Raw genomic sequence first — 20,051 nt, 5'->3', positions numbered from 1 at the left:
ACAAACGTAGTATTTACGCCTTATTTTTTGCAATTTGCCCTAAAAGAAGACAAAAAGGTTACACTAGTTTTTTTAAATCAGTAAATGATTAGTAGAAGAATTTGTAAAACTCAAACTTCAAAAAAACTGTTATTAACATATTATATTATTAATAAAAGAGATTTTAAAAATTTAAAAAAAGAAATGATTGTTATTATAGTGTGTTAATATGTAGCATAAAAAGTGGATTTTATTTTTGGTGAAGTGACTTATTAAAATAAATAAACAAGTTATTAGTTAAATAAAACTTTAAAAATCAACTATAAAATAGAGTTATTAACAAAAGTTATAAACAGCAATTCACTGAAAATTTTGAATAGTTAATATTCTTTTCAATGTAAAAAAAGGGTTAATTTAATGTTGATAAATGTTCATTAAAATCTCAAAAAAAAAGTTGCATAATTAATTCTTGTTCTTGTATTGTAAAAAATATCTAGAAAATCAAATTTTCTTTTCAGAATATACTATTACTTCTTAACAATTTGATAATATAGCTTAACTTCTTAATTTTAAATAGGTTATTAAGAATGCTAAAAAAAGCATTGTTAATTACTGTTGATAACCGTGAATAACTGTATTTTTGTAATTCACAACTGAATTAAAATCAACAAATTATGACAATCGCTGTAGGAAATGATCACGCAGGCACCGAATACAAATTTGAAATAGTTAAACTTTTAGAAGAATTAGGGCATAAAGTAATCAACTTTGGTACGAATGAAACCGATAGTATGGATTACCCAGATACAATTCATCCAGCTGCTGAAGCTGTGGAGACAGGACAAGCAGAAATGGGAATTATTTTATGTGGAAGTGGTAATGGAGCGCAAATGACCGCTAACAAACACCAGGGAGTTCGTGCAGCTTTGTGTTGGAACAATGAATTGGTGGAATTAACACGTCAGCATAATGATGCTAACATTTTAACAATTCCTGCGCGTTTTGTTTCGTTACAACAAGCCTTAGGTTTTGTAAAGATTTTCTTATCTACCGAATTTGAAGGAGGTCGTCACGCGAATAGAGTAAATAAAATAGCTTGCTGTTAATGAATTTTATAGTAAAAAGATTTCAAGAATTAACAACTTCAGAACTGTATGAGCTTTTGCAATTACGTTCTGAAGTTTTTGTTGTTGAGCAAGATTGTGTGTATCAAGATATTGATGGTAAAGATCAAAAGGCTTTACACGTTATAGGAGTTAAAGAAGGTAAAATAGTAACTTATACACGATTATTTAATAGTGGTGAATATTTTGATACACCAAGTATTGGTAGGGTAGTAGTTAAAGAAACGGAACGTAAATATGGTTACGGACACGATTTGATTAAAGCATCCATAAAAGCTATTGTTGATAACTACAATGAAACTACCATAACGATTTCTGCACAAACCTATTTGCAAAAATTCTACGAATCTCACGGATTTAAACAAATAGGTGAAGGTTATTTAGAAGATGGTATTCCGCATATAAGAATGGTTAGAAATTAGTTTCTAATTAAAGCAAAAGCACCATTTTTAGCCTCTCCGTTTGTAAAAATTATTTGATACCAGTATGTAGTACTTGGAAGTGGTTTTCCATTGTATAAACCATTCCAACCAATAGTGTTTGGTTTAATTTTACCTACTATCTTTCCAAATCTATCAGTAATATAAATTTCTTTAATAAGATTGTTATTAGCGTTTACAATCCAAGTATCATTGTTACCATCGTTATTTGGAGTAAAAAAGTTTGTAATGGTAACATCTCTTTCTTCCTCTATAAGAATGGTAAAACTACTTTCATTATTACAACTAGTATTTATAGGGTTTACATTATAAATATAAATTGTTTGAGAATCAGTAATAATATCTCCAGAATTTAATTGATTTCCATTTCCTCCAGATTCAGTATAATAATTTCCATTTATTAGATTAGGTAAAGTAAATTCATTAATAGCAAAAACATCATTTAAAATATCAACATCAGGTGAATTGTTTATAGTAACCATAAATGAAGATTCAATTGAACAAGAAGGATTACTTGAATCTTCGTTATAAATAAAAATTGTTTGAGATTTATTTATAATATCTCCAGGGTTCAATCGATTTCCATTTCCATTAGATTCAGTATAGTATTTTCCATCAGATAAACTAGGTAAAGAGTAATTATCACAGGTGATAACATCATTTAAAGTATCTACTGTAATAGTACATGTAGTTTGGTTACATTCATTTGTATTTTCTTTAAAAACAGTATTATCATCTATTTGAGTCCAGTTTGTTATACTATAGTTTACATTATCAACTAAAACACATGTAAGGTTAGGATTATATCTTAAATCGAAACTATTTGATAAAATATTAGTGTTGTTATTGTTTCTTATATCAAGATTAGTTAATTGATTGTATCTACAGTTTAAAAATGTTAGTTCTTTATTATTAATTAAATTTAACTCTTTAATGGAGTTATTAAAACAATCTAATCTTGCTAATTTTAAATTATTACTTAAATCTAAACTTGATATTTTATTAAAATAAATATCCAACCAATATAAATCGGGATTGTTAGAAGTATTTAGTTGAGTAAGATTATTACTTGAACAACTTAAAAACCTTAATTTAAGATTATTTGAAATATCTAGGTCACTAAGATTATTACCATAAATAACAAAGTGCTCTAATTTAATATTCTTGGTAACATTTATACTAGAAAGTTTTGAATCATTAACAGAAAGAAACTTTATTAAAGTGTTATTTGTTACATCTAATGTATTTAGATTACCTGCACCACAAATTAAGGTTTCTAATTTAATAAGTTGACTAACATCAATATTGGTAAAAAAATTATCAGAACAATCTAAGTATGTTAAAGAAACAAAATCTTGAATACCTGTCATATCACTAATATTCTTATTTTCTAGATCTAATTTTTTTATTGTTTCAATATTACTAGTCAAAACATAATTATCCAAAGGACCAGAATCATAGCCTGAATCAATTAAAAATTGTTCAAAATTATCATCGGGTACATAAGTATTTTGTGAGTAAGAAAATAAAGTAAAAAAGAAAAGTAAAAGAGTTATATATTTTTTCATAGCTTTTTTATAAAGCTGTAAAAGTAACAAACTAAATCAATTCCTCAACTTCTTTAACTTCACCAACTTGCATATTACCTAATTTAATGTCACCTACACGAACACGTACTAAACGAAGTGTAGGAAAACCAACAGCTGAGGTCATTTTACGTACTTGCCTGAATTTTCCTTCGGTTAAGGTAATTGATATCCAGGGAGTAGGACCGTGACGAGCATCTCTAATTTTTTTAGAACGTTCAGGTAAATCTGGCGTATCCATTGCTCTGACTTTGCAAGCTTTAGTTATATATTTCTTTCCGTCAAAACCAATTTCAACCCCATTTTTTAATTGATCAATAGCTTCTGAAGTAATTGCTCCGTCTAACTGGACATAATATTCTTTTTCAACTCCACCTCTGGTAGTAATAAAATCACTTACTTTTCCGTCGGTTGTAAGTAATAATAAACCTTCAGATTTTACATCCAATCTACCAACAGCCATTGTTTTTTCAGGAAAATTGTATAATTCACCTAACAATTTGTGTTTACCTCCTTTTTTTTGATTCGTAATAAATTGTGATAAAAAACCATAAGGTTTGTAAATCATGAAGTGACGATGGTTTGACATCTTTTCTTTTTTAAGAAGTACAATATTACAAAATGTAACATAAAAAGATAGGATACTAAAGCTAGTTTTTCATAACTTAGCCGTTCTTATTACTTAAAATAATTAGTACGATTTATGGCAGCAGATAAAGAAAAAGAAGCGAAATTAAAAGCGCTTCAACTTACACTAGATAAGTTAGACAAAACTTACGGTAAAGGAACCGTAATGAAGTTAGGAGATAGCCAAGTAGAAGATGTAGATGCAATATCGTCAGGTTCTTTAGGATTAGATTTAGCCTTAGGAGTAGGAGGGTATCCTCGTGGAAGAATTATAGAAATTTACGGACCAGAATCATCAGGTAAAACAACTTTAACAATACATGCAATTGCAGAAGCTCAAAAAGCAGGAGGTATTGCTGCTTTTATTGATGCGGAACATGCTTTTGATCGTTTTTATGCTGAAAGTTTAGGTGTAGATGTTGATAATTTAATTATTTCCCAACCAGATCATGGAGAACAAGCATTAGAAATTGCTGATAACTTAATTCGTTCGGGAGCTATTGACATTGTAGTGATTGACTCGGTTGCAGCATTAACACCAAAATCTGAAATTGAAGGTGAAATGGGTGATTCTAAAATGGGATTACATGCACGTTTAATGTCACAAGCTCTACGTAAATTAACAGGTACAATTAGTAAAACAAACTGTACAGTTATATTTATTAACCAATTACGTGAAAAGATTGGAGTTATGTTTGGTAACCCAGAAACTACAACAGGAGGTAACGCTTTAAAGTTTTATGCATCTGTTCGTTTAGATATTCGTCGTAGAACACAAATTAAAGATGGGGATAAAGTAATTGGTAACAGTACTAAAGTTAAGATTGTAAAGAATAAAGTAGCTCCACCATTCCAACAAGCAGAATTTGATATTATGTATGGTGCAGGAATATCAAAAGTTGGTGAAGTTTTGGATATTGGAGTAGAATACGGAATTATAAAGAAAAGTGGTTCATGGTTTAGTTATGGAGACACTAAATTAGGTCAGGGTAGAGATGCTGTAAAAGGTGTTATTAAAGACAACCCTGAATTAATGGAAGAGTTAGAAAATAAAATAAAAGATGCTATTGAAAATCAAGATTAAGTTTTAAATTTAAAAGTTCTAACTATTACTAAAAAGCTGTTGAAAACTTCAACAGCTTTTTTTCTTTAGAAAGAATAAGATATGTGTTTAAATTCCAGTACTACCAAAACCACCAGCACCACGTTCAGTTTCGTTTAAAACTTCTACTTCTTGCCAGTTTACACGTTCGTGTTTTGTAATAACTAATTGCGCAATTCGCTCACCATCGTTAACTGTAAAATCTTCGTTAGATAAATTTACTAAAATCACCCCAATTTCTCCACGATAATCAGCATCAACTGTACCAGGAGAATTTAATACGGTAATCCCTTTTTTGGCTGCGAGTCCACTACGTGGACGAACTTGAGCTTCATACCCAACAGGAAGCGCAATAAATAATCCAGTTTTAATAATTGCTCTTTCTAAGGGTTTTAAAATAATTGCTTCGTTTATATTAGCACGTAAATCCATTCCTGCAGATCCCTCGGTTTCATAAGTTGGTGTTTGATGTTTGGATTTGTTTATGATTTGTACGTTCATATGTTTCATATAGTTTTTAAAATTCAAATATAATAACCTTTAAGTTTAGAGAGTCGATTATAGATTTCTTAATTTTGTACTACAAACAAATACTACTTATGAGCAATCAAACTAGAATAGCCGTTTTAGGAGGTGGAAGTTGGGCAACAGCTATTGTTAAAATGTTATCTGAAAACTTAGAAACTATTGGTTGGTATATGCGCAGCATATATGCTATTGAACATATTAAACGTAACAAACATAATCCTAGTTATTTAAGTTCTGCAGAGTTACATCCTGAACAGTTAGATTTGTCTGAAAATATAAATTACATTGTAGAAAATTATGACGTGTTAATTTTTGCCGTTCCTTCTGCTTTTTTAAACGGAGAATTAGAAAAACTTACTGCTTCTTTAGAGAATAAAGTTATTTTTTCAGCCATTAAAGGAATTGTACCAGAATCAGGATTAATTGTTGGCGAACATTTTCATGAAAAATACAATATACCATATGAAAATATTGGGGTAATATCTGGACCATGTCATGCAGAAGAAGTAGCAATGGAACGCTTATCGTATTTAACACTTGCTTGTCAAGATGAAGAAAAAGCAAAAAAACTTAGTGAAGCTATTTCAGGACGTTATATTAAAACTAAAATTTCTGATGATATTATTGGTACTGAATATGCAGCGATGTTAAAAAATATTTATGCTATAGCTGCAGGAATTGCTCATGGTTTAGGCTATGGAGATAATTTTCAAGCGGTATTAATGAGTAATGGTATTAGAGAAATGAAACGCTTTATTAAAAAGATTCATAAAATGAAGCGCAATATTAACAATTCAGCATACCTAGGTGATTTATTAGTTACTGGATATTCTACATTTAGTAGAAATAGAATGTTTGGAAATATGATAGGAAAAGGCTATACCGTAAAATCTGCTATGTTAGAAATGAGTATGGTTGCTGAAGGATACTATGCAACAAAAAGTGCCTATAAAATTAATCAAAAAAACAAAGCTAAAACTCCAATAATCAACGCTGTTTATAACGTTTTATACGACAAGAAAGAAGCGAAAGATGAGTTTTTAAAGTTAACAAATAGATTAGATTAGTTGTTTGCATTTGTACAAATAATCCTTCTTAATAAAAATTAAGAAGCCCCATCAATCGCTCCTATATTTAGTTGTGTATAGGTCTTGTATACAAGATACAATAGTAACAAATTTAGATTAAAATTCTGATTAACAAAGTTTTTAATTAAAAATATTAGATATTTTAATTATGAAATAATTTTACTATAAGTTTTATTTTTGTTTCTTTGGTTTAAAATTAAACAAAAAATGAAAACAATTCAAGAAGCTGTTGAAATAACTATCAGAAAAACTCCTTTCATAGAGGAGGCTCTTAATGAAAAGTTAATTAATGTGTCATCGTTAGCAAGAGAAATTTTACCTGAAGTTTCTAAACTTTTAAAAAAAGAAGTAAAAGTAGGTGCTGTAATGATGGCTATTAACAGGTTATCTCCAGCAAATGAATTGAGAGTTAGAAAAAATATTAAAAGACTTGCTTTAAATTTGGGTGACGTGATTGTCCGTTCTGATTTATGTGATTTTACATTCAAAAATACAACGTCTTTATTAAAAGAAATTGCTAAAATTTTAAGTAAATCAGCAGATAGTAAAGATTATTTCTTAACGGTTTCACAAGGTATTTTTGAAACAAATATTGTAACAAGTAAAAACTTACAACCTTTTGTTGAAGAAATTTTTAAGAAAGAAGCATTAATTAATAATGTAAACGATTTAGCTTCTATAACTATAAAACTACCAAAAGGAAACTTAGATCAATCAGGTATATACTATTTTATTTTAAAACAATTTGCTTGGGCAAATATAGCGGTACAAGAAGTAATTTCTACAACACATGAAATGACTATAGTAGTAAAAGAAAGAGATGTAAATGAAACATTTGCAATTTTAATGGATTTGAAATTAAATTAATTTATGGAAAAAAAAGACCCCTATGCTTCCTTAAGAATTAAAGAATTTAATATTTTTCTTTTAGTACGTTTTGCCTTAGTATTTGCATGGTCTATGCAATTTATTATTATCGAATGGCAGGTTTACAGTATCACTAAAAATCCATTATCATTAGGAATTATTGGACTAATGGAAGTAATTCCTGCAGTATCCATGGCGTTGTTTGCTGGTCATATTGTAGATCAAAAAGAAAAAAGAAATCTACTAGCCTTGTGTATTGGCCTATTTTCACTCATAAGTTTAGGACTATTCTTTTTAACATTGCCTAGTTTTATTGAAGATTGGAATAAAAATACTGTGCTATATGCTATTTATGCTCTGGTCTTTTTTGGTGGATTATTACGTTCTTTTTTCGGACCTACGATTTTTTCATTAATTGCTTTAATTGTACCTAAAAAATTATATCCTAACGCTGCAACATGGAGTAGTTCAACTTGGCAAATAGCTTCAGTATTAGGACCAGCTTTTGCAGGGTTTACTATTTCTTGGATTGGAGTACATTGGTCTTTATGTGTTGTATTTGGTTTAGTTTCAATATCATTTTTTACGGTATTTTTTATCAAAAAGAAACCAATTCTAAATCCAAAAATTGGAGAACCCGTAATGAAAAGTTTAAAAGAAGGAGTACGTTTTGTATATAAAACAAAAGCTATTTTAGGAGCACTTACATTAGATATGATTTCGGTATTATTTGGTGGAGCAGTAGCATTATTACCAGTATATGCTCAAGATATTTTAAAAGTTGGACCAGAAGGGTTTGGTGCATTGCGTGCAGCACCAGCCATAGGAGCCTTTTTAACGATGTTAGTTACTGCATATATACCTATAAGTAGAAATGCAGGAATGAAGCTTTTAACAGCTATATTTGGTTTCGGAATTTGTATTATAGTATTTGGTTTATCAACCGTTTTTTGGATTTCTATTGTAGCCCTATTTTTTAGTGGTGTAACCGATGGTGTTTCTATGGTAATTCGTCAAACCATTTTACAGTTAAAAACACCTGATCATATGCGTGGTAGAGTAGCTTCAGTAAATTCTATGTTTGTAGGTTCTTCTAACGAATTAGGAGCTTTTGAAAGTGGGGTAACAGCAAAGTTAATGGGAACAGTAACAGCAGTGGTTTTTGGTGGTACTATGACTTTAATTACCGTTATTACTACTGGAGTTTTAAATCCAACGCTTAGAAAGTTAGATTTAACTAAAGATTTGGAAGAGCATGAGAAGGAAGAATAATAAGATTAATTATACAGACATAAAAAAGCCCAAAAACTTTGTTTCTGGGCTTTTTTTATGTTTTGAAAATTATATTTTCTTATAAATCAAACTTAATTCCCTGTGCTAAAGGTAATTCATCAGAATAGTTTACTGTGTTTGTTTGACGACGCATGTATACTTTCCAAGCATCAGATCCAGACTCACGTCCACCACCTGTTTCTTTTTCACCTCCGAAAGCACCTCCGATCTCAGCACCAGAAGTTCCTATATTTACATTTGCAATTCCACAATCAGATCCTGCAAATGATAAGAATTTTTCAGCTTCTTTCATTTCTGCTGTCATAATTGAAGAAGATAATCCTTGCGCTACTCCATTTTGTAATTCAATAGCGTTTTCAACATCTCCTGAATACTTCATCAAGTATAAAATTGGAGCAAATGTTTCATGTTGAACAATTTCATAATGGTTTTCAGCTTCAATAATTGCTGGTTTAACGTAACAACCACTTTCATAACCTTCTCCTTCTAAAACGCCTCCTTCAACTAATACCTTACCTCCTTCAGCTTTTGCTTTTTCAATAGCAGCTAAATATGTATTTACAGAATCTTTATCAATTAATGGACCAACGTGATTGTTTTCATCTAATGGGTTTCCAATCTTAATTTGACCGTAAGCTCCAACAATCGCATCTCTTACTTTATCATATACAGATTCGTGGATGATTAAACGACGTGTTGATGTACAACGCTGACCACAAGTACCTACAGCACCAAATACAGCTCCAGGAACTACTACTTTTAAATCAGCAGTTGGAGTAATAATAATTGCATTGTTTCCTCCTAATTCTAATAATGATTTACCGAAACGCTCAGCAACTTTAGCACCAACAATACGTCCCATTCTTGTAGAACCAGTAGCTGATACTAAAGGAATACGAGTATCTTCAGTAATGTATTCACCAACTTTGTAATCTCCATTAACAATACAAGAAATTCCTTCTGGTAAATCGTTAGCTTTTAAAACCTCAGCTATAATATTTTGGCAAGCTACTGAACATAAAGGAGCTTTTTCTGAACCTTTCCATACACATACGTTACCACAAATCCAAGCTAATGCTGTGTTCCAAGACCAAACAGCCACAGGGAAATTAAATGCTGATATAATACCAACCACTCCTAATGGGTGCCATTGCTCTCTCATTACGTGTCCTGGTCTTTCTGATGGAATTACTTGTCCGTTTAACTGACGAGATAAACCTACAGCAAAATCACAGATATCAATCATTTCTTGAACCTCACCTAAACCTTCTTGGTAAGATTTTCCCATTTCGTAAGAAACTAACTTACCTAATGGTTCTTTTAATTCTCTTAACTTGTTTCCAAATTGACGAACAATTTCTCCACGTTGAGGTGCAGGCATTGCTCTCCACTCTTTAAAAGCAGTTGTAGCTACATCCATCACCTTATTATAATCTTCACGAGTACTTGCTACTACTTTACCAATTAACTTACCATCAACAGGTGAATAACTTTCAATAACTTCTCCATTTGCAAAGTTTACTGAACCTGTAGAAGTTCCGTTGTTTATATCTTTTAAGCCTAATTGAGCTAAAGCTTCTTTAATACCAAAATCTGCCATGTTTTATATTGTAATTTTAGTTTTTATATTTAAAACTCAAAACTACGAATAATTTTACAATTAATAAATTAAACAAAAACAACTTAGTTTGTTTAAAAATTAACAAAATAATGAAAAATATTTACAACTACCTTGCTTTAATTTTGTTACTATTTTCTTGCAATCAATCTAAAGTAACTTCCAAAGAGCTAAATAATACTCCTACTAATGAGTTCGCTATTATTATTCATGGGGGTGCTGGTACCATTTTAAAAGAGAATATGACTCCCGAAAAAGAAACTGCTTATAAAGCTAAGCTAGAGGAAGCTATAAAAACAGGATATGAGATTTTAAAGAACGGTGGTTCTAGTGGTGATGCTGTTGTAAAAACTATTCAGGTTATGGAAGAATCTCCTCTTTTCAATGCTGGAAAAGGAGCTGTATTTACACATGAAGAAACTAATGAATTAGATGCTTCTTTTATGGATGGAAAAACATTGAATGCAGGTGCTGTAGCTGGGGTAAAAGATATAAAAAGCCCTATTGAAGCTGCTAGAACGGTGATGACAAACTCCGATCATGTGCTGCTTTCTGGAAGTGGAGCTTCCAAATTTGCTAAAGAACAAGGGTTGAAAATTGTAGACCCGAGTTATTTTTATACTGAAAATCGCTTTAAATCTTTACAACGAATTAAAGACAAAGAAAAAACGGAGTTAGATCATGATGATAAAGAAGCTGCTTTTTATGATATTGACATTAAAAATAGTAAATTCGGTACAGTAGGTTGCGTTGCTCTGGATAAAAAAGGAAACATTTCTGCAGGAACTTCTACTGGAGGTATGACTAACAAACGTTGGGGACGAATTGGAGATTCTCCTATTATTGGTTCAGGTACTTATGCAAATAATAAAACCTGTGGTGTTTCTTCAACTGGTTGGGGTGAATACTTTATAAGATCTCAAGTAGCGTATGATATTTCTGCTCAAATGGAATATCAACAAAAATCATTAAAAGAAGCTACCAAAGATGTGATTCAAAATAAATTAACCAAACTTGGTGGAACAGGTGGTGTTGTTGCACTTGATAAAAATGGAAATATGTCTTTTGAGTTTAATACTGCAGGAATGTACAGAGCTTCAATGGATGATAAAGGTAATTTAGTAATTAAAATTTACAACGATTAAAACTGATAATTTAAACCTGTATAAACACCAATAAAGTATGGCTGAAACCCATTTGAATCGTTTTTAAATGTATTTAACTGGGTTTTTAGCATTGGATTAATATTTAGAGACCATTTTTTACTGAACTTATAACTAAAATCTACCCCTAAATTTCCACTAAAGTTAACGCTATTTAAGTTGTTTGCTTCTCCTGATGTTGAAAAATCGGTAGTTTTTAAGTTTACATCATTCTTATTTAAAAACAAAGAACTAAAACCCATAACTAATTGTGTTTTTAGCTTTTTTCCTTCTAATACACTATACTTAACTTCTACTGGAACTTCAATATATCCATAACTTTGATTCAACTTACCATCTAGACTACCTGAGCTAATGGATACTGAATTTGTACTAAAATTTATTTGAGAAGTATCATTTAACTCATAACTTTCTCCTGAACTAAAAGCTACACTTGCACTACTTGAATTTGCAGGATTAACAGCTACGTTGGTATTAGAATACTCCATTTCTTGGAGGTGTACTCCTGACTGAATAGACCATTTTTTACTTAATTGATAAGCAATTTGAACACCATAAGAATAACTTGTACTTCCTTTTGTAGAGTTTGATAAACTTGCATCTATTGGAGATGATTTAGAAAAAGAATTTGAGTTTAATACTGCTACTGTTGGAGAAACGGTCCAAAGTTTCTTTATCTTATCCTCTTCTTTTTTATCCTTTTCAGCATTTACAACCGCTAAAAAATCTTTTTTTGGTTTTATAATCTTACGAATTGTATCATTGTTTTTTTTGAAAAAACTTTTTTCTCCTTTTTTAAGAACTGGCAAGCTATTTTCAAGCTTGCCAGCAGAATTTTCTCCTTTCACAACATCATTTTTAGCCAGTAAAGCCCCTTCAACTACTCTACTTGACACGTTATTGCTATCTTTTTCTTGCAATTCTTTTTTACTAACCTTCACAACATGATTAGCGGTTAAAACTTCGTTTTTACGATGTTTTTCTTTCAAATTATTTTTCTTTTTCGTTACTTCTTTTACAACAAGTATTTCCCTTATATTTTCTTTTGTTGGTTTTATTAATAAATTATCTTTTAATTCTTCATTTTTATTTTCTTGCTCTTTAGTTGCTGGTTTTGGTGATTCAACTATAATTACATCTGTATCATCTATATTTCCCTTTTCATAAGTAAAGGGATAAAACAAAAAACCTAAAACAAGCATAGCTGCAACCCCTCCAGAAAACCACCAAATAGGAAAAACACGCTGTTTTTTCTTTTTTTGGAGCTTTTCTTCAATAGCATTCCATACATTTTCATTTGGAGTTACCTCCAAATCTTTAAGTTTTTCTTGAAATAGTCTATCGATATTTTTTTCTTCCATCAGTTATGCTTTTGCCTCTTTTGCTTGATACAATTCCATTTCTTTTTTCAATATCTGTCTTGCTCGTGATAAGTTTGATTTTGATGTTCCTACAGAAATATTTAATAATTCTGCTATTTCTTTATGTGAATAATTATCTAATACATATAAGTTAAAAACTAAACGATACCTATCTGGTAAACTTTGAATGAGCTCTAATAAAACATCAATATTCACATTTTCAGTTTCAAGCTCTATTTCTTCTACTATTTCCTCATCAGGAGCTTCTGAAACTAACTGTAAAGGTGATTTTTCTCTATACTTTTGTAATGCTGTATTTATAGTTATTCTCTTCATCCATCCTTCAAAAGAACCTTTATGCTGATATTGAGGCATCTTTTTAAAAATAGTTAAAAAACTATCTTGTAAAGTATCTTCTGCATCTTGATAATTACGTGAATACTTTAAACACAGCGCAAAAAGTTTACCAGAAAACAACTGGTAAACTTGCGCTTGCGCTGTGATATTTTGATGACAGCATCCTTGTATGAGTTTTTCTAAATTGATGTTACAAATTTACTGGAATTACCACTTCTTCGTATACATCTTCTCCTTCATCATTTTTACCTTTCCAAAACTTAAAAACATAATCTTCTTCTTGTGTTGCCTCAACAGGAAAAGCATATTCTTCTTGTCTTACATCTTGAGTACAAGCAACATCAAGAGCTACTATTGCTGTGCCAGCTACAATTCTAGTTGTATCCACTTTTTGATAATACAATCCATTAAAAGAGTAACAACTATTGGGTAGTGTATACTTTATCTTAATTGTATCAACTTCTCCGAATGTAAAACTTTCAGGAGTTGTGGCACTATCAACCTTTAAAAACTCATATCTAACATTAGGGCTGTCATCATCTAAACAAGAATAAAACGTAAATACACTTAAAAAAAGGATTAAAATTTTTTTCATGACATATATAATTAGGGTTATTATTTTAACTTTCCATGGTTTATATAGTAGATGAAAAAAAATTAAAAAGGTTGCGTCGAATACTCTTACTTTTGTAAAAGTTTATGAAGAACACCATTTTTAACATACAGTCTACAGAAGATTTTAATAAAACTACACTACAAATTTTTAAACATCAGTTTACAAATAATAAAGTGTATCGTTCTTTTTGTGATTTGATATACGTTCATCCTTCTGATATACATACTATTGAACAAATTCCGTTTTTACCTATTCAGTTTTTTAAAACTCGAGAAGTACTTTCGTCTACAAATGAAATTCAAGAAACCTTTACAAGTTCTGGTACTACAGGAAGTACAACCAGTAAGCATTTAGTTACCGATTTATCTTGGTACGAAACCAGCTATTTAAAAGGTTTTGAACATTTTTACGGTAATATTGAAGACTATGTTGTACTAGCTTTGTTACCCAATTATTTAGAACGTAAAGGATCTTCTTTGATTTATATGGTTGAAGACTTAATTAAACGTTCTCAACATCCTGAAAGTGGATTTTACCTCAACAATTTAGATGAACTTGCTCAAAAGCTTACAAATTTAGATTCACAAGGAAAAAAAGTATTACTTATAGGCGTTTCTTTTGCTTTATTAGATTTGGTAGAACAATATGAATTCAATCTTTCTAATACCATTATTATGGAAACTGGTGGAATGAAAGGAAGAAGAAAAGAACTTATTCGTAACGAATTACATGCGATTTTAAGCAATGGTTTTGGAGTAAATGAAATTCATTCTGAATATGGAATGACAGAATTATTAAGTCAAGGATATTCAAAAGGAAATGGTGTTTTTAACTGTCCGCCTTGGATGCAAGTCTTAACTCGTGATACTGAAGATGCTTTGATTATTTTACCTAAAGGAAAATCAGGCGGAATTAATGTAATTGATTTAGCAAACTACAATTCTTGTTCTTTTATTGCTACACAAGATTTAGGAAAGGTATACCAAGACAATAGTTTTGAAATTATAGGACGTTTTGATAATTCAGATATACGCGGTTGTAATTTGATGGTTTTATAATCCTTTTTTATTTTTTACTATCTTCCCAGTCAATTAACATCTATTATTTCAAGGTCTTATGAAAAACTGGGCAGAAAATGTACGGTGGAATCCATCTGCAGTTGCATTTCCTCATTCGGAAAATGAAATTCAACAACTTGTTTTAAAAGCTATACAATTTAATCAAAAAATTAGAGTCATTGGTTCTGGTCACTCTTTTACTTCTTTATGTAGTACTGACGAAATATTAGTAACTCTCGATAACTTTCAAGGACTCATTTCAATAAACAAAGAAAAAAATCAAGCTACTGTAAAAGCAGGAACAAAACTTTCTTTATTAGGAGAACTTCTTTTTCAAGAAGGATTAGCTATGGAAAACATGGGAGACATCAACGTTCAATCAATTGCAGGAGCTATAAGTACAGGTACACATGGAACAGGTATCGAACTTAAATCTATCAGTAACCAAGTCGTTGGATTAAAATTTGTGAATGGAAAAGGTGAAATCATTGAGTGTTCTACCGAAAAAAATATTGAGTTATTCAAAGCTGCTCAAGTATCATTAGGTTGTTTAGGTATTATTACTGAAATTACTTTACAATGTGTTCCTGCTTATAAACTAAAACTTCAAAATAAAAAGGAAAAGTTAAGTGATGTATTGGCTACTTTGGGCAAAAGAAATTCTCAAAACCGTAATTTTGAGTTTTACTGGATTCCATACACAAACACAGCATGGACAAAAACTTCAAATATTGTTGAATATTCTGAGCCTGATAAAGTAAACTTTTTTAATTATTGGACAGAATATGTACTCGAAAACTATGTTTTTAAGTTGATGTGCGAGTTTGCAAAAGTTTTTCCTTCACAAAACAAAACAGTTGCTAACATTACAGCAGCTAGTATAAGTAACGTAAAAAAAGTATATCACAGTCATAAAGTATATGCAACACAGCGAATGGTAAAGTTTCATGAAATGGAGTATAATATTCCTGCAGAAGCCTATCAAGATGTATTTAAGGATGTGCAAAAAATTGTCAACTCAAAAAAGTTCAATATTCATTTTCCTATTGAAAATCGCTGGGTAAAAGGAGATGATGTTTTTATGAGCCCTGCCTACAGAAGGGATTCGGCATATATTGCTTGTCACGTATACAATAAAAAAGATAGTAGTGCTTATTTTGCTGCTTTAGAAGAAGTTTTTAAAGCCTATGACGGAAGACCTCATTGGGGTAAAATGAATACATTTACTTCGGATGATATTGCTAGAATGTACCCTAAATTCACCAACTTTATGACTTTCAGAAAAGAACATGATCCAGAAAATATATTTGTGAACCCGTATCTTCAAAAACTATTAGGTATTTAATATTATGGATGCTTATTTTAAAATCTTAAATAAAGAACTTAAAAACTACCAACGGGCCATTCCTTGTTTGTTAGTAGATTTAGATATTCTAGATGAAAATATTACAGAAGTAATTTCTAATTTTAGAAAAGATGCATCACTCAGAGTTGTGATAAAATCATTGCCTTCGGTCCAATTAATTGAATATATATTAGAAAAAACACATTCAAGCAAGTTGATGGTTTTTCATCAACCTTTTTTAACTGATTTAGTTGCTCGATTGGGGGACAAAGCTGATATTTTATTGGGTAAACCCATGCCAATAAAAACTGCGGAATATTTTTACAACAACTTACCTCAAGAGTACAACGGATTTAACCCATTTACTCAAATTCAATGGTTAGTTGATACCAAAAAAAGAATTGAAGAATACATCAATTTAGCCAAACAACTCAATCAAAAATTACGATTGAATATTGAAATTGATGTGGGTTTACACCGCGGTGGGTTTTCTTCTTTAAAAAGTTTAACAAAAGTACTATCACTTATTGAAAACAATCAAAATTTTGTTGAATTTTCTGGGTTTATGGGTTATGATCCACATGTAGTAAAACTTCCAAAGATTATTCGTTCTCAAAAGAAAGCACTACGATTAGCGAATCAATATTATGAAGACTGTAAAACCTTAGTTAAAAATGATTTTCCAGAGCTATGGAATGAAAATTTAACCTTTAACGGAGCCGGAAGCCCTACTTTAAACTTACACAAAGAACAAAATTCTCCAATAAACGATATTGCCATTGGTTCATGCTTTGTAAAACCTACAACATTTGATATTCTTTCATTAAAAAACTATAAACCAGCAACGTTTATAGCAACACCAGTTTTAAAAACTTTTTCAAATACAACGCTTCCAGGTTTAGAAAAAGTAAAACAAATTTTTAGTAAGAAATCTGCTTTTATTTATGGCGGTTTTTGGAAAGCTGACTATTACTACCCTATAGGGGTAAAACAGAATAATTTGTTTGGTTCTTCTACTAATCAAACAATGATTAATGTTCCTAAAAACATACCTTTACAAGTAGATGATTTTGTCTTTTTAAGACCACACCAAAGTGAGTTTGTTTTTTTACAATTTGGAAAAATTTTGCCTATTAAAAACGGTAAAATTCAACAGCCTTGGCAATTATTAAATAATTCTTAATTATTCAATTGTAATGTTTTTTGTTTTTCATCGACTACTCATAAAATCTACAAACAATGAAAAACTTTATTACACTACTTTTAGTAGTAGTCTCTACTGCATTATACGCTCAAAAAACTGACTACAATACAAAAAAAGGTTATGTAGCCGAAGGTTACGATGTTGTTTCTTACTTTACAAATAGTGAACCTGTTGAAGGAATAAAGAAGTTTCAAACAACTTATGATGGAGCTAAATTCAAGTTTTCTTCAAAAGAAAATTTATCCCTTTTCAAAGAAAATCCAATAAAATACATTCCTCAATATGGTGGATATTGTGCATATGCTGTAGCTGCTAAGAAAACTAAAATGTATATTGATGCAGAAGCTTATGAAATTAGAGATGGTAAATTATATCTTTTTTATAGTTCTTGGCTTTCTAGCAAACTTGATGATTGGAAAAATGGTGATACTAAAAAGTTACAAAATCAGGGAGATATAAACTGGGAAGAACTAAAACATAAAAAAAAATAAAATGAAACATATATTTATCTTCTTTCTATTTTTTTCAAGTATTGTCTTCTCACAAGAATACAATACCAAAAACGGAGTTATTGCTAAAGGTTACGATGTAGTAAGTTATTTTCATAATAAAGCCGAAAAAGGAAATAAAAAAATTACAACTAAATATAATAACGTTTCCTTTCGTTTTTCGTCAAAAGAAAATTTAGCTACTTTCCTTAAAAATCCTCAAAAATACAATCCACAATATGGAGGGTACTGCGCCTATGCCATTGGAAAAACTGGTGAAAAGGTGGATATTGATCCGAAAACTTTTGAAATACGAGATGGTAAACTGTATTTATTTTATAACTCTTGGGGAACCAATACTTTAAAAATGTGGTTAAAAGAAAATCCAGAAGAGCTCAAAAAACAAGCAGATACTAATTGGAAAAAATTGAATCGTTAGTTTTAGATTTAATAGTTGTGGGGGCGACTTCTAAAAGGGCTGATAATTTCAGCTCTTTTTTTATGCTTATCGTTTCTTTTTATTCTTATTTTTGGTTAATAAAAACAGCTCTATGAATAATTTCTCTTCTTTCAATAGAAAAAACATTCAACAAGAATTACAAACTACCGAATTTGATATTCTAGTGATTGGTGGTGGTATTACAGGTGCAGGTATTGCTTTAGATGCTGCCTCACGTGGAATGAAAGTCGCTTTAATTGAAAAAAATGACTTTGCTTCGGGAACCTCTAGTAAATCTACCAAACTAATTCATGGAGGTTTACGCTACTTAAAACAATTTGATTTTTGGTTGGTAAAAGAAGTGGGTACTGAGCGTGCTATTGTTCATAAACTAGCGCCACATTTGGTAATTCCTGAAAAAATGATTTTACCATTAATTGAAGGTGGAACTTACGGTTCATGGCTAACATCTATCGGATTAAAAGTATACGATGTGTTAGCTTCTGTTGAAGGAGATGATAAACGTAAAATGCTTGATAAAAAAGAAGCGTTAGAAAAAGAGCCTTTATTACCTAAAAGTATTTTAAACGGTGCAGGTTTTTATGCAGAATATCGTACTGATGATGCTCGTTTAACTATAGAAGTTTTAAAAACAGCAAGTCAATACGACGCACAAATATTAAACTACACGCGTGCAGACGAATTTATTTACGAAAATAAGCGTGTGGTAGGTTCTAAAGTAACGGATGCTTTTACTGAAGAAAGTTATGATATTAGAGCTAAATATGTAGTAAACGCAGCTGGACCATGGGTAGATGAATTACGCCAAATTAACAATTCTAAAATTGGAAAACGTTTGCATTTAACCAAAGGAGTTCACTTAGTTGTTCCGCATGAAAAGTTGCCTGTAAAACAATCTGTGTATTTCGATATTCCAGACGGTCGTATGATGTTTGCTATTCCTCGTGGAAAGGTAACTTATTTTGGAACTACTGATACCAATTACCAACAGGATAAAAATACTGTAGAGACCTCAATGGTGGATGCTTTGTATTTAATTGAAGCCGTAAATAACATGTTTCCTGATATTCAATTAACTATAGATGATATTCAATCATCTTGGGCAGGATTACGTCCGTTAATTCACGAAGAAGGAAAATCGGCTTCAGAATTATCTAGAAAAGATGAAATTTTTGTTTCTGATACCAAGTTAATTTCAATTGCTGGAGGAAAATTAACAGGTTATAGAAAAATGGCAGAACGGATTGTGGATATTGTTGCGAAAAAAATGAAACGTCGTTTTGAAGTTGAATTTGATCCAATTCAAACTGAAGAAATTGTTTTATCAGGAGGGCCTTTTCAAAATTATAAATCAGTAAAACTATACATTAATCAAATTTATAAACAACTAAAATTACATGGTTTTACTGAAAAAGATGCCAGTTATTTAGTATATAACTATGGTAAACAAACCGAACTTATTTTAGATAAGTTTGATGAGCTTAATGAAGAAAATATACAAGAGCGCTTATTAAAAGCTGAAATATGGTTTGTAATAAAGCATGAAATGACCTGTACTCCTACCGACTTCTTTATGAGAAGAACTGGTCGTTTATTTTTTGATAAACCTAGTGTTGATCTTTATAAAAACTTTGTTATTCAAGAATTTACAAGCCGCTTTAATTGGGATGAAAATACAACTTTAAAACATCAACAAGAATTGGATAAAAAAATAGCTTTAACCTTAAAATTTAACTAGTTTCTTACA

At 30.5% G+C, this 20,051-nt stretch carries 20 protein-coding genes; 13 read left to right on the top strand and 7 right to left on the bottom strand.

Annotated elements, in window-relative coordinates:
* Window positions 1-653: 653 nt before the first annotated feature.
* Together rpiB and ABHQ57_RS02100 are read left to right on the top strand one after the other, a co-directional pair.
* A complete protein-coding gene (gene rpiB, locus ABHQ57_RS02105) occupies window positions 654-1,085 on the top strand; it encodes a ribose 5-phosphate isomerase B (protein ID WP_073182358.1) in 432 nt (143 codons plus the stop codon).
* Window positions 1,085-1,525, top strand: coding sequence for a GNAT family N-acetyltransferase (locus ABHQ57_RS02100; protein WP_047788061.1), 441 nt, complete (start codon window positions 1,085-1,087; stop codon window positions 1,523-1,525). The genes rpiB and ABHQ57_RS02100 overlap by 1 nt, the downstream gene beginning before the upstream one ends.
* Here the strand turns inward: ABHQ57_RS02100 and ABHQ57_RS02095 are convergent.
* The gene (locus ABHQ57_RS02095; RefSeq protein ID WP_167712595.1) at window positions 1,522-3,111 is read right to left on the bottom strand and encodes a T9SS type B sorting domain-containing protein; all 1,590 of its coding nucleotides are present in this window, start codon (window positions 3,109-3,111) and stop codon (window positions 1,522-1,524) included. The genes ABHQ57_RS02100 and ABHQ57_RS02095 overlap by 4 nt on opposite strands.
* Window positions 3,112-3,142: 31 nt before the next feature.
* Window positions 3,143-3,718 (bottom strand): pseudouridine synthase, encoded by a 576-nt coding sequence (locus ABHQ57_RS02090; RefSeq protein WP_167712594.1) that lies wholly within the window; start codon window positions 3,716-3,718, stop codon window positions 3,143-3,145.
* Window positions 3,719-3,832: 114 nt separating this feature from the next.
* Between ABHQ57_RS02090 and recA the strand changes: the two genes are divergently transcribed.
* A complete protein-coding gene (gene recA / locus ABHQ57_RS02085) occupies window positions 3,833-4,840 on the top strand; it encodes a recombinase RecA (RefSeq protein WP_047788064.1) in 1,008 nt (335 codons plus the stop codon).
* Between the two features lie 87 nt (window positions 4,841-4,927).
* Here the strand turns inward: recA and dut are convergent, their stop codons facing one another.
* Window positions 4,928-5,359 carry a dUTP diphosphatase gene (gene dut, locus ABHQ57_RS02080; RefSeq protein ID WP_167712593.1) on the bottom strand — a complete coding sequence of 144 codons (432 nt, stop codon included), beginning with the start codon at window positions 5,357-5,359 and terminating at the stop codon, window positions 4,928-4,930.
* 98 nt (window positions 5,360-5,457) lie between these two features.
* On the opposite strand from dut, the gene ABHQ57_RS02075 reads away from it, so the two are divergent.
* The 3 genes from ABHQ57_RS02075 (at window position 5,458) to ABHQ57_RS02065 (ending at window position 8,613) form a co-directional block, all read left to right on the top strand.
* Entirely contained in the window at window positions 5,458-6,453 is a 996-nt protein-coding gene (locus ABHQ57_RS02075; protein ID WP_167712592.1) for an NAD(P)H-dependent glycerol-3-phosphate dehydrogenase, read from the top strand.
* Window positions 6,454-6,681: 228 nt separating this feature from the next.
* The gene (locus tag ABHQ57_RS02070) at window positions 6,682-7,341 is read left to right on the top strand and encodes a hypothetical protein (protein ID WP_047788067.1); all 660 of its coding nucleotides are present in this window, start codon (window positions 6,682-6,684) and stop codon (window positions 7,339-7,341) included.
* 3 nt (window positions 7,342-7,344) lie between these two features.
* On the top strand, window positions 7,345-8,613 hold the full coding sequence (locus tag ABHQ57_RS02065) for an MFS transporter (protein ID WP_047788068.1): 1,269 nt from the start codon (window positions 7,345-7,347) through the stop codon (window positions 8,611-8,613).
* 79 nt (window positions 8,614-8,692) lie between these two features.
* Here the strand turns inward: ABHQ57_RS02065 and ABHQ57_RS02060 are convergent, their stop codons facing one another.
* On the bottom strand, window positions 8,693-10,234 hold the full coding sequence (locus ABHQ57_RS02060; RefSeq protein WP_167712591.1) for an aldehyde dehydrogenase family protein: 1,542 nt from the start codon (window positions 10,232-10,234) through the stop codon (window positions 8,693-8,695).
* Window positions 10,235-10,344: 110 nt separating this feature from the next.
* On the opposite strand from ABHQ57_RS02060, the gene ABHQ57_RS02055 reads away from it, so the two are divergent.
* Entirely contained in the window at window positions 10,345-11,397 is a 1,053-nt protein-coding gene (locus tag ABHQ57_RS02055) for an isoaspartyl peptidase/L-asparaginase family protein (protein ID WP_167712590.1), read from the top strand.
* On the opposite strand, the gene ABHQ57_RS02050 is transcribed toward ABHQ57_RS02055, so the two are convergent.
* Genes ABHQ57_RS02050 through ABHQ57_RS02040 form a run of 3 tightly spaced genes read right to left on the bottom strand, consistent with a single transcriptional unit; the run spans window position 11,394 to window position 13,728 of the window.
* A complete protein-coding gene (locus ABHQ57_RS02050) occupies window positions 11,394-12,776 on the bottom strand; it encodes an outer membrane beta-barrel protein (protein ID WP_167712589.1) in 1,383 nt (460 codons plus the stop codon). The genes ABHQ57_RS02055 and ABHQ57_RS02050 overlap by 4 nt on opposite strands.
* A gap of 3 nt (window positions 12,777-12,779) precedes the next feature.
* Window positions 12,780-13,280, bottom strand: a complete 501-nt coding sequence (locus ABHQ57_RS02045; RefSeq protein ID WP_317125563.1) for a sigma-70 family RNA polymerase sigma factor — start codon at window positions 13,278-13,280, stop codon at window positions 12,780-12,782.
* Window positions 13,281-13,323: 43 nt separating this feature from the next.
* Window positions 13,324-13,728 (bottom strand): hypothetical protein, encoded by a 405-nt coding sequence (locus ABHQ57_RS02040; protein WP_047788073.1) that lies wholly within the window; start codon window positions 13,726-13,728, stop codon window positions 13,324-13,326.
* A gap of 104 nt (window positions 13,729-13,832) precedes the next feature.
* Here ABHQ57_RS02040 and ABHQ57_RS02035 point away from each other — a divergent pair, with 104 nt between their 5' ends.
* The 6 genes from ABHQ57_RS02035 (at window position 13,833) to ABHQ57_RS02010 (ending at window position 20,042) form a co-directional block, all read left to right on the top strand.
* Window positions 13,833-14,807 (top strand): acyl transferase, encoded by a 975-nt coding sequence (locus ABHQ57_RS02035; protein WP_389862090.1) that lies wholly within the window; start codon window positions 13,833-13,835, stop codon window positions 14,805-14,807.
* A gap of 58 nt (window positions 14,808-14,865) precedes the next feature.
* On the top strand, window positions 14,866-16,152 hold the full coding sequence (locus tag ABHQ57_RS02030; RefSeq protein WP_167712587.1) for a D-arabinono-1,4-lactone oxidase: 1,287 nt from the start codon (window positions 14,866-14,868) through the stop codon (window positions 16,150-16,152).
* A 4-nt stretch (window positions 16,153-16,156) separates the two neighbouring features.
* Window positions 16,157-17,335, top strand: a complete 1,179-nt coding sequence (locus ABHQ57_RS02025) for an alanine racemase (RefSeq protein WP_389862087.1) — start codon at window positions 16,157-16,159, stop codon at window positions 17,333-17,335.
* A 56-nt stretch (window positions 17,336-17,391) separates the two neighbouring features.
* Window positions 17,392-17,847 (top strand): YHS domain-containing (seleno)protein, encoded by a 456-nt coding sequence (locus ABHQ57_RS02020; protein ID WP_073182368.1) that lies wholly within the window; start codon window positions 17,392-17,394, stop codon window positions 17,845-17,847.
* A 1-nt stretch (window position 17,848) separates the two neighbouring features.
* Window positions 17,849-18,283: a YHS domain-containing (seleno)protein gene (locus ABHQ57_RS02015; RefSeq protein WP_073182369.1), complete on the top strand. Its 435-nt coding sequence runs from the start codon at window positions 17,849-17,851 to the stop codon at window positions 18,281-18,283.
* A gap of 112 nt (window positions 18,284-18,395) precedes the next feature.
* Window positions 18,396-20,042, top strand: coding sequence for a glycerol-3-phosphate dehydrogenase/oxidase (locus ABHQ57_RS02010; RefSeq protein WP_389862083.1), 1,647 nt, complete (start codon window positions 18,396-18,398; stop codon window positions 20,040-20,042).
* Window positions 20,043-20,051 lie beyond the last annotated feature (9 nt).

The organism is Tenacibaculum sp. ZH5_bin.1 (assembly GCF_042865525.1).
Taxonomy (GTDB): domain Bacteria; phylum Bacteroidota; class Bacteroidia; order Flavobacteriales; family Flavobacteriaceae; genus Polaribacter; species Polaribacter mesophilus.
Note: the sequence above shows the minus strand (reverse complement) of the source record. Positions and strands in the feature narration are given on the sequence as shown.